Raw genomic sequence first — 10,025 nt, forward strand, 5'->3', positions numbered from 1 at the left:
ACGAACATAATCATGTTAGAAATGAGGCATGGGTGTCGCTAATCGTCTGGACCTGACCCTGCGGTTGGCGCAGGGCTCCGACCGGGTTTCCGTGTCGGAGCTCTCCCATCGCCTGGGGGTCTCCGAAATGACCGTGCGCAGGGACCTCGACGCGCTTGAGCGCCAGGGGCTGGTGCGCAGGGTGCACGGAGGTGCTGTCGCCACGCGGTCCCGTGAGGAAGGGGCGGGGTTCTCGGCGCGCGAGCCCTGGCAGGCCGCGACCAAGGACCGGCTCGGGGCGGCGGTGGCCGCGATGGTGGAGCCGGGGTCCAGGGTGCTGCTGGACGCGGGCACCACCACCGTCCATGTCGCGGAGCACCTCGCCGAACGGGCCCCGCTCACCGTGGCGGTGCTCAGCCTCCAGGCCGCGGTGAGCCTGGCGGACCGGCCCGGGATCGATCTGCTGGTCGTCGGCGGCCGGTCCCGTCCGGGCGAGCGGTCCCTCGTCGGGCCGCTGGCCCTGCGGACGCTGGAGGCGCTGGCCTTCGACTGCTTCGTACTGTCCATCGGCGGCGTGCACGCCGAGCACGGGTGGTCGGAGTTCTCGCTGGACGACGCCGCGGTGAAGCAGGCCGCGTTGGCAGGGGCCACCCGGACGATCGCGGTGGCGGACGCGACCAAGCTCGGGGTACGCGCGTTCAGCCAGGTCGCCCCGCTGGGCGCGGTCGACGACTTCGTCACCGACGCCGCCGCCGGGGACGCCGCCACCCACCCCAACGGCCCCCAGACCCTCGCGGCCCTGCGCGATGCGGGCGTCCGCACCACCCTGGCCCGAACCGGGCCGTGAACCCGGCTCCAGAGGCGGCCCCGAGCCCGTCTTCGATGCCTGTCCCACTGCGAGGAGCACCTGTCATGACCACCGTCCCGCGCCCCCTGATGATCCTGGTCGCCGGCCCCTACCGGTCCGGGACCGGGGACGACCCGGCCGGGCTCGACGCCCATGTGCGCGCGATGAACCGGACCGCGCTGGCCCTCTTCCGCGCCGGGCATCTGCCGGTCACCGGTGAGGCCCTGGCCCTTCCCCTGGCCGAGGCCGCGGGGAGCGCGCGGCCGGGGGATCCGGCCTTCGAGGAGATCTTCCACCCCGTGGCCGAACGCCTGCTGGCGCGCTGCGACGCCGTACTGCGCATCGGAGGCCCTTCGGGCGGCGCGGACCGGATGGTGGCGATGGCCCGGGAGCTGGGCCTGGACGCCTACACCGGCATCGACGAGATCCCGGCCGCCCGGTGACCGCCGGCCTCGACACCCCGGACCGGCGCGGGCGCACCGGCCTGGACCGGCAAGGCCGGGACCTCACCGGCAACCCGCGCGTACGCGTCAGGGACGTGGAGGTGCTCTCCTGCGACTGGTACGTCCTGCGCAGGACGACCTTCGACTACCGGCACAGCGACGGGCACTGGAGTCAGGAGCGACGCGAGACGTACGACCGGGGCGACGGCGCCACGATCCTGCTCCACAACACCGAACGCCGCACCGTGCTGTTGACCCGCCAGTTCCGCCTGCCCGCGTACGTGAACGGGCACCCCGACGGGATGCTGATCGAGACCGCCGCCGGACTGCTGGACGGCGACGCCCCGGAGGAGTCCATCCGCAGGGAGGCGGCCGAGGAGACCGGGTACGTCATCGGCGTCCCGGATCCGGTGTTCACCGTCTACATGAGCCCGGGGTCGGTCACCGAACGCCTGCACTTCTACGCCGCTCCGTACGACCCCGGAACCACCGTGACCACCGGAACTGCTGCGACCGCTGTGACTACGGAGGCGGCCGACGGGCACGCGTACGAATACGGGCACGGGGTCGCCGAGGAGGGCGAGGACATCGCGACCGTGGAACTCCCCTTCGACGAGGCCCTCGCGATGATCCGCAGCGGCGAAATCGTCGACGCCAAGACCATCATGCTGCTCCAGTGGGCAGCTCTGGAAGGCCCGTACGGTCCGTCCGGGCCGTACCCGCGTTCCGGTCCCTGACCGCCCTCATCCGTCGGCCAGCCGCTCGCGCAGCACGGTGCTCATGGTGACGGGTTCACGCCCGAGCAGGGTGGCCAGCGTCGGGTCCACGGCGGTGAATTCACCGGCGCGGGCGGCCGCGAAGATGCCGAGCAGCTGGTCCGCGGCATCGGCGGGGGCGCCGTGGCCCATCAGCTGCTCCCTGAACTCGGCGTCGGGTGCGGTGGTCCTGGTGATCGTGCGGCCCGTGATCTCGGCGGCGATGCCCGCTATGTCGGCGAACGTGAGCGCCTGCCCGGCGGTGAGCGGCGGCGTGGGTCCGTCGAAGCACCCCTCGTCGGACAGGATGGCGGCGGCCGCGTCCGCGAGGTCGGCGTGCGTGGTCCAGGTGACCGGCCCGTCCGCGGGGAGCGCGATTTCTCCGGACTCCAGGCCCTGGGCGGCGAACTGCATCGCGCTGGCGGCATAGAAGCCGTTGCGCAGCGAGGTGAACGCCACACCGGAGGCGCGCAGCGCGTCCTCGGTGGCGGCGTGGTCGCGGCAGGCCTGGAAGTGCGAGGCAGGGCCGGCGCCCATCTGGCTGGTGTAGAGGATCCTGCGGGCGCCTGCCGCCACGGCCCCGTCGATCGCGGCGCGGTGCTGACGCACGCACTCCTCGCCCATCTTGTCGACGGAGACGATGAGCACCTGGGAGGCGCCCTCGAAGGCGTGGGCGAGGCTGTCGGGGTCGGTGAAGCTGCCCTGCCGCACTCGTACGCCGCGGTCCGCGAAGGCCTTCGCTTTCTGCGGGTCGCGGACGCTGATGCCGATCCGGTCCGCCGGCATGCGCGTCAGCAGTCCCTCGACGACCTGGCGCCCGAGCTTTCCGGTGGCTCCGGTCACGATGATCATGATGTGCTCCAGTCTCTGTCTGGTTCCAGTGGAATCACAATTACCGTAACACTGGAATTATCAACGGAACCAGTCGAGCTGTATCATCGATATATGTCACCACGTCCACGCGATACCGACAGCGATACCGGCACCGATACGGCCAGTGATACCGGCAGTGATGCCGACGTCGAGACCGGTGCGCAGCCCAGGCAGCGGATCATCGAGGCGGCGGCCGGTCTCCTGGCACGCGAGGGGCGCGACGCGGTCACCACCCGCGCGGTCGCGGTCGCCGCGGGCGTCCAGCCCCCGGCGATCTACCGCATGTTCGGCGACAAGGGCGGACTCCTCGACGCGGTGGCCGAGTACGGCTTCGCCCGGTTCCTCGCGACCAAACACGTGGACCCCGACCCGCCGGACCTCATCGAGGACCTGAGGGGCGGATGGGATCTGGCGGTCGAGTTCGGTCTGGCCAATCCGGCGTTGTTCTCGCTGATGTACAGCGAGCCCACGCGGCCCACGTCGGCGGCTTTCAGGGCGGGCCTGGACGTCCTCATGGGGCGGATCAGGCGGCTGGCCGCCGGGGGCTGGCTCCGTGTCGACGAGGCGCTCGCGGCGATGCTCATCCACGCCACGGCGCGGGGCGCGGTGCTCACCTGGCTGTCGCTGCCCGAGGACCGGCGCGACCCGGCGCTGTTGACGACGCTCCGTGAGTCCATGGTCGCCGCGGTGACCACGCAGGAGCCGGCGGTGCAGGACACGGGCCCGGCCGGGGCGGCCCGCGCCCTGCGCGCCGCGCTGCCGGAACAGACGGTGCTCAGTGGCGCGGAGCAGCACCTGCTGAGGGAGTGGCTGGACCGCGTGGCCTCCGAGGGCTGAGCCGCGCCGGCCGGACCGTACGGGTTGAGCGGCCCCGGACCGGGGCCGCTCAGCGCGTCGCAGCCTCAGCCGCGCCCGCCGTTGTCGCGCTCGAAGGTGGCGAAGGCCGCCTCCTGGCGCCACTCCGTCGCAGCCTTCGGGCTTGCGGCGAGGTAGCGGGAGCAGCGCGGACCCGGCCGGCCGGCACCGGGCCGCTCGCCGCGGCAGGCCGGGACCAACTGGTAACCGGAGGGCGCCGAGCCGTCGGCCCACAGGCTGCGGCCGTCGCGGAAGGCGTACTCCAGCGAGGCGCGGGCCAGGTCCTTCAGTTCGGTGTAGCCGAGGCTGTAGGTCCTGGCGGCGTACTGGTACTCGTGGCTGATGTCGATCCGCGAGACGCCCGGGTCGTCGGTGGCCAGGACCACCGGGACGCCGTAGCGGCGGTAGGCGTTGAACGGGTGGTCGTTGCCCGCGACGCCGAGGATCTGCTTGTTGCTGGAGAACGGCACCTCGACGGCGACCCCGCGCTGTGCCATGGTCCGGGCGAGCTGCCGCCAGTTGTCCTCCTGGACCAGGTCCACGCCGTGCCCGATGCGCTCGGCACCGGCGACGAGCACCGCCTCGCGGATGTGGAAGGTCAGGTCCTCGGGCTTGACCAGGCCGGGGGCCAGCTCACCGGCGTGCAGGGTGAGGTGGGCGCCGGGGTACCGGCCGCGCAGGTACTGCAGCATCCGCATCTGGAGGCTGTAGTTGGCCAGCGCGCTCTCGCCGTCCTCGGGCTGTACGAGGTTGACCGCGACGAACCTCGGGTCGCGCTCCGCCAGCCGCATGCCGACCGCGATCTGCGTGAACACCCGCGCCGGGGTGCTTCCCCGGGAGACCTGGGAGACCCACCTGACGGGGAGCCGGCAGCCCGGATCGGGGCGCGCGGTGTCGCAGTGCGCGGCCGCCCGGAACTGGACATCGGCGTCATCGGCCTCCTTGACCGCGTCGTCGACGACCCGGTCGAGCTGCCCTCCGGCCAGCAGCTTGCGGTGGAAGGCGGCCAGGTCGGCGTCGTAACCCACCTTGTCGGCGAGCTTCTTGGCGCTGTCGGAGGCCGGGGTGACCATGGTCTCCAGATAGAACTGGTTCTGCTCGACCACGGTGTCGGCCACATTGGCGAGGAGCTTGCCCCGGTCACCGGTCGCCAGGCCGAACTTGCCGAACGTGTCGAAGAAGTGGTCGTGTCCGGACTGGTCGGCCGGGAAGTCCTGCATGGACCAGGCCCTGACGATCTGCTGCCGGAAGGCGGCGTCCGTCCGGGCGTCGGCTGCGGGCCTCGTGCCCGACCCGCAGGGCGGTGCGACAGCCGTCATCGTCGCGTCGATGCAGAGGCCGTGCTCGATCGCGAGCTTGAGCAGGAACTCGGTGGTGGCCGCGCCCGACAGGTGGTTGTGGAGGTCACCGCCCTTGGGCAGGTCCTCGAAGAAGGCCTTCAGCCGCGCCGGCCTGTTCCGCAGCGAGCCGAGGTGCGCGGCGGTCCTGCGCTCGGCCGGGGTCACCACACGGGGCGAGACCTGCCTGGCGCTCTGCGGCGACGCGTCGTCCGCGGGCGCGGCGGCCGCGGTGGCCGGGAGCGACGGGAGCAGGGTCAGTGCGGCGAGTGCGCCGAGCCCGGCCAGGAGACGGGGCTTGGGACGGTGTTTCGTCCGGGTTGTTGAGATCACGGCCGAATGATCGCTTCCGGGAAGGGTGTTTTTCCCCGAAACGGCATTTATGACCTGAAACCTCCACTCGATCGAGTGCCTGGCCGTCAGCGACCGGCGTCACGGCGTGAAGCCTGGTGATCGCGTCATTCGGTGCAGGCAAACTCCTCCCCGTCCCGGGAAGTTGAGCAGAAGCGGTATCTGCCCGGTCCGGTCGGCGCGAGGTCGCTCCGACCGGCCGGTAGGAGTACGCGGGGACGTGTCCCGCTCCGTGGTCGCGGGATCCGCCACGTGCGCGGCACGGTTGAATGACCTGAGCGGCCGCACCGGCCGCACGGTCCCGACCGGGGCCCGCCGTGGCGCAGCCGCCGGCGCCGTACGTACGAAATGGAGCATCCGAGGATGGCTCGACACCTGGTAACCAGCGCGCTTCCCTACATCAACGGGATCAAGCACCTGGGCAACATGGTCGGGTCGATGCTTCCGGCCGACGTGTACTCCCGGTACCTCCGCCAGCGCGGCCACGACGTCCTGTACATCTGCGCGACCGACGAGCACGGGACGCCGGCCGAACTGGCGGCCAAGGCGGCAGGGCTGTCGGTCGCGGAGTTCTGCGCACAGGCGCACGAGGCGCAGAAGGCCGTGTACGACGGCTTCCAGCTGGCCTTCGACTACTTCGGCCGCAGCTCCTCGCAGCAGAACGTCGAGATCACCCAGCACTTCGCGCGCGAGCTGCACAGCCACGGCTTCATCGAGGAGCGGGCGATCCGCCAGGTCTACTCGCCGGTCGACGGCCGCTTCCTGCCCGACCGTTATGTCGAGGGGACCTGCCCGCACTGCGGCTACGACAAGGCGCGCGGCGACCAGTGCGAGAACTGCACCCGCGTCCTGGACCCGACCGACCTGCTGAACCCCCGCTCGGCGATCAGCGGCTCCACCGAGCTGGAGGTACGCGAGACCACGCACCTGTTCCTGCTCCAGTCGAAGCTCCAGCACGAGGTCGAGGCCTGGGTGGCGCGGCACGAGGACCAGTGGCCGCAGCTGTCCTCCTCCATCGCCCGCAAGTGGCTGACCGAGGGCCTGCACGACCGCGCCATCACCCGTGACCTGGACTGGGGCGTTCCGGTCCCGGCCGACACCTGGCCGGAGCCGGCGGCGGACGGCAAGGTCTTCTACGTCTGGTTCGACGCCCCGATCGAGTACATCGGCGCGACGAAGGAGTGGTCGGACGCCGCCCCGGCCGGCGAGAGCCGTGACTGGAAGTCGTGGTGGTACGAGGCCGACGACACCGTCCGCTACACCCAGTTCATGGCCAAGGACAACGTCCCGTTCCACACGGTGATGTTCCCCGCCACCGAACTCGGTGTCCGCGAGCCGTGGAAGAAGGTCGACGTCGTCAAGGGCTTCAACTGGCTCACGTACTACGGCGGCAAGTTCTCCACCTCCCAGCGGCGGGGCATCTTCACCGACGCGGCCCTGGAGACCCTGCCGGCCGACTACTGGCGCTACTTCCTGATCGCCAACGCCCCGGAGTCGGACGACTCGTCCTTCACCTGGGAGCACTTCGCCGCCACGGTCAACAAGGACCTGGCCGACACGCTCGGCAACTTCGTGAACCGTGTGCTGTCCTTCTCCCGCAAGCGGTTCGGCGACGAGGTCCCCGCGGGTACGGCGGCCGGCGAGGCGGAGGTGCGGCTCGGCGAGGAGGTCGCGCGCCTGCTGGCCGAGTACGAGGAGCACATGGCGGCCCTCCAGTACCGCAAGGCCGCTGCCGCGCTGCGGGCCCTGTGGTCGGCCGGCAACTCCTACCTGGAGGAGAAGGCCCCCTGGCTGGAGATCAAGACCGACCCGGAGGGCGCGGCCCTGACCCTGCGCACGGCGATGAACCTCATCCACCTCTACGCGATCGTCTCCGAACCGCTGATTCCGGCCTCGGCCGCCGCCATGCGCGGCGCCTTCGCGCTGGAGGGCGACACCGCGACCTGGGTGACCGAGGAACAGGCCGCTTCCCTGGACGCCGTGCCGGCCGGTACGCCGTTCACCGTGCCGCCGGTTCTCTTCGCGAAGATCTCCGAGGACGACCTGGAGTCCTTCCGGGCGCGCTTCGGCGGAGCCGACGACGTCTGACGGATCGGCCCCGCTGCCAAGCCCCCTGAGGACCCATCAGCCGGCGCTGCCCGCAGGGCTGCCGCTGTCGCCGTCGCTGTCGCCGTCGCTTTCGGTCTCGGTGGGCTGGCCCGGGGCCGTTTCGGGCTTCGTGTGGAGGACCTCGCGGGCCTGGTCCGCGGAGCGGATCGTGCTCTCGGCGATGAAGTCGAGAAAGCGGGCGATGTTCTCCAGACGGGTCCCGGCCGGGGTGCGGGGGCCGAGGACGCCGACGCCCTGACGTGCGGTCTCCACGATCTGGGCGATGGACCGGGCGCTGGCGATCATTGACTGGTACCAGATGTCGTCGTCGACGACGTAGCGCTCGCGGCGACGTTCGTCGCGTTCCCGGCGGACGAGGCCCTGGCCGTCGAGGAACGCGACCGCCTTGGAGACGGACGCCGGGCTGACCTGGAGGCGCTGGACCAGTTCGGCCGCGGTGAGACTGCCCGAGTCCGCGGTGTACAGACAGGTCATCACCCGGGCCATCATCTTGGGCGTCCCCGACTGTATGAGGGCGGTCGTGAAGATCTCCTCGTACTCGCGCACCGCCTCGGGGTCGCGCCCGTGGGCCTGCGCGGGCGCCGTGGATTCCCGGGGTGCGGTCTGCCCGCGCCGGTGGGTGCGTTGTTCGGTCGCGCGGTGGGCGAGGTCGGCGCGGTACGCGGCGGGGCCGCCGTTGCGCATCACCTCACGGGTGACTGTCGAGGTCGGGCGGTCGAGCCGTCTGGCGATCTCCGCGTAGGCCAGGCCGTCGGCCAGCCCCAGCGCGATCTGCTGACGTTCCTGCTGAGTGAGCCTGCCTCCGGGCATCGCGGTCTCCTTCATGGTCTGCGGTGCTCCAACATAGCGTTCACTTGCAATCCATTGCAACGCGCACCGGGCGGGTTGTTGCATTAGCTTCAAGGCTGTTGCAACAATATAAATGCTCTGAGCTGCACAAATGCATTTTCCATGCAACGAGTGCGTTGCCAGCACCGTGAACACAACGTAGCGTTTCCACTATCAGAAACGGCGAACGCAAGAAGCGCCCGCCGTACTAGAAGGAGAAACGCCATGCAGAAGTTCGACACAACCGCCGCCATCTCGGCCGTACTCGACATCCCCGCCGGACGCATCAGTTTCATCGCCGCCGACCGTGCGGACACCACCGTCGAGGTACTGCCCGCGGACGCCTCGAAGGGCCGCGACGTGCAGGCGGCGGAGCGGATCACGGTCGAGTACGACGAAGGGGTCCTGCGGATCGCGGCCGCCGCGCCGAAGAACCGCGTCCTCGGAAACTCCGGATCCGTCGAGGTGACGGTCCAGCTGCCCGCCGGTTCCCGCGTCGAGGCGAACGTGGCCGGGGCCGAGTTCCGGGGCGTCGGACGGCTCGGTGACGTCGCGTTCGAGGGCGCACAGGGCTCGGTCAAGCTCGACGAGGCGGCGAGCGCACGCATCACCCTCCTCGCCGGCGACGTCTCGGTCGGCCTCCTGAACGGCCCGGCGGAGATCAGCACCCAGAAGGGCGACCTCCGGATCGTCGAGGCCGTGCGCGGCGCGGTCGTACTGCGCACCGTGTCCGGCGACGTGTCGATCGGTGCGGCCCGCGGGGTCTCCGCGTCGCTGGACGCCGGCACCACCCACGGCCGGATCGAGAACGCGCTGATGAACACCGAGGGCGCCGCCGCAGGCCTGAACATCCGCGCCACCACCACCCAGGGCGACATCGTCGCCCGCAGCCTCTGAGGAGCAACTGTCATGACGAACCTGGCCATTGAGGCGCGTGGGTTGTGCAAGTCGTACGGGGACAAGGTGGTCCTGGACGGGATCGATCTGGTGGTTCCGGCGGGGACGGTCTTCGCGTTGCTGGGCCCGAACGGTGCGGGCAAGACCACCGCGGTGAAGATCCTCTCCACGCTGGTCCCGGCGGGTCCGGGCTCCGGGGAGATCCGGGTCGGCGGACACGACCTGGCCACCGACCGGCAGGCCGTACGCGCGGCGATCGGTGTCACCGGCCAGTTCTCCGCGGTCGACGGCCTGATCACCGGCGAGGAGAACATGCTCCTGATGGCCGACCTCCACCACCTCTCCCGCGCCGAGGGCCGGCGCACCACCGCCGAGCTCCTGGAGCGCTTCGACCTCACCGACGCGGCGAAGAAGCCCGCCTCGACCTACTCAGGCGGCATGAAGCGCCGCCTCGACATCGCGATGACCCTGGTCGGGAACCCGCGGATCATCTTCCTCGACGAGCCCACCACCGGCCTGGACCCCCGCAGCCGCCACAACATGTGGCAGATCATCCGCGAGCTCCTGGCCGACGGAGTCACCGTCTTCCTCACCACCCAGTACCTGGAAGAGGCCGACGAACTCGCCGACCGCATCGCGGTACTGAACAACGGCACGATCGCCGCCCAGGGCACCGCCAAGGAACTCAAACGCCTCATCCCCGGCGGGCACGTGCGTCTGCGCTTCACCGACCCCGCCGCCTACCGCCACG

General features: G+C 70.7%; 10 protein-coding genes. 7 read left to right on the forward strand and 3 right to left on the reverse strand.

Translation table 11 applies throughout. The features are described 5' to 3' along the window. Nucleotides 1-28: 28 nt before the first annotated feature. The 3 genes from ACGFU6_RS21760 (at nucleotide 29) to ACGFU6_RS21770 (ending at nucleotide 2,006) form a co-directional block, all read left to right on the forward strand. Nucleotides 29-826, forward strand: a complete 798-nt coding sequence (locus ACGFU6_RS21760) for a DeoR/GlpR family DNA-binding transcription regulator (RefSeq protein ID WP_393612979.1) — start codon at nucleotides 29-31, stop codon at nucleotides 824-826. A 65-nt stretch (nucleotides 827-891) separates the two neighbouring features. Beyond that, nucleotides 892-1,269, forward strand: coding sequence for a DUF4406 domain-containing protein (locus tag ACGFU6_RS21765; RefSeq protein ID WP_393612981.1), 378 nt, complete (start codon nucleotides 892-894; stop codon nucleotides 1,267-1,269). After that, nucleotides 1,266-2,006: an NUDIX domain-containing protein gene (locus ACGFU6_RS21770; protein ID WP_393612982.1), complete on the forward strand. Its 741-nt coding sequence runs from the start codon at nucleotides 1,266-1,268 to the stop codon at nucleotides 2,004-2,006. Before ACGFU6_RS21765 ends, ACGFU6_RS21770 begins: the two co-directional genes overlap by 4 nt. 6 nt (nucleotides 2,007-2,012) lie before the next feature. Here ACGFU6_RS21770 and ACGFU6_RS21775 read toward each other — a convergent pair whose 3' ends face one another. Then, entirely contained in the window at nucleotides 2,013-2,876 is an 864-nt protein-coding gene (locus ACGFU6_RS21775) for an NAD(P)H-binding protein (RefSeq protein WP_393612984.1), read from the reverse strand. Nucleotides 2,877-2,969: 93 nt separating this feature from the next. On the opposite strand from ACGFU6_RS21775, the gene ACGFU6_RS21780 reads away from it, so the two are divergent. After that, on the forward strand, nucleotides 2,970-3,734 hold the full coding sequence (locus ACGFU6_RS21780; protein WP_393612985.1) for a TetR/AcrR family transcriptional regulator: 765 nt from the start codon (nucleotides 2,970-2,972) through the stop codon (nucleotides 3,732-3,734). A gap of 65 nt (nucleotides 3,735-3,799) precedes the next feature. On the opposite strand, the gene ACGFU6_RS21785 is transcribed toward ACGFU6_RS21780, so the two are convergent. Next, nucleotides 3,800-5,422: an adenosine deaminase gene (locus tag ACGFU6_RS21785; protein WP_393612986.1), complete on the reverse strand. Its 1,623-nt coding sequence runs from the start codon at nucleotides 5,420-5,422 to the stop codon at nucleotides 3,800-3,802. A gap of 381 nt (nucleotides 5,423-5,803) precedes the next feature. Here ACGFU6_RS21785 and metG point away from each other — a divergent pair, with 381 nt between their 5' ends. After that, nucleotides 5,804-7,528, forward strand: coding sequence for a methionine--tRNA ligase (gene metG, locus ACGFU6_RS21790; protein WP_393612987.1), 1,725 nt, complete (start codon nucleotides 5,804-5,806; stop codon nucleotides 7,526-7,528). Nucleotides 7,529-7,564: 36 nt separating this feature from the next. On the opposite strand, the gene ACGFU6_RS21795 is transcribed toward metG, so the two are convergent. Beyond that, nucleotides 7,565-8,359 (reverse strand): helix-turn-helix domain-containing protein, encoded by a 795-nt coding sequence (locus ACGFU6_RS21795; protein WP_393613016.1) that lies wholly within the window; start codon nucleotides 8,357-8,359, stop codon nucleotides 7,565-7,567. 243 nt (nucleotides 8,360-8,602) lie between these two features. Here ACGFU6_RS21795 and ACGFU6_RS21800 point away from each other — a divergent pair, with 243 nt between their 5' ends. Beyond that, complete coding sequence (locus ACGFU6_RS21800) at nucleotides 8,603-9,274, forward strand: DUF4097 family beta strand repeat-containing protein (RefSeq protein ID WP_393612989.1); 672 nt, start codon at nucleotides 8,603-8,605, stop codon at nucleotides 9,272-9,274. Between the two features lie 12 nt (nucleotides 9,275-9,286). Next, on the forward strand, nucleotides 9,287-10,025 hold a 739-nt coding region (locus ACGFU6_RS21805; protein ID WP_393612991.1), incomplete at its 3' end, for an ABC transporter ATP-binding protein.

This window comes from Streptomyces sp. NPDC048462 (assembly GCF_043200175.1).
Taxonomy (GTDB): Bacteria; Actinomycetota; Actinomycetes; order Streptomycetales; family Streptomycetaceae; genus Streptomyces.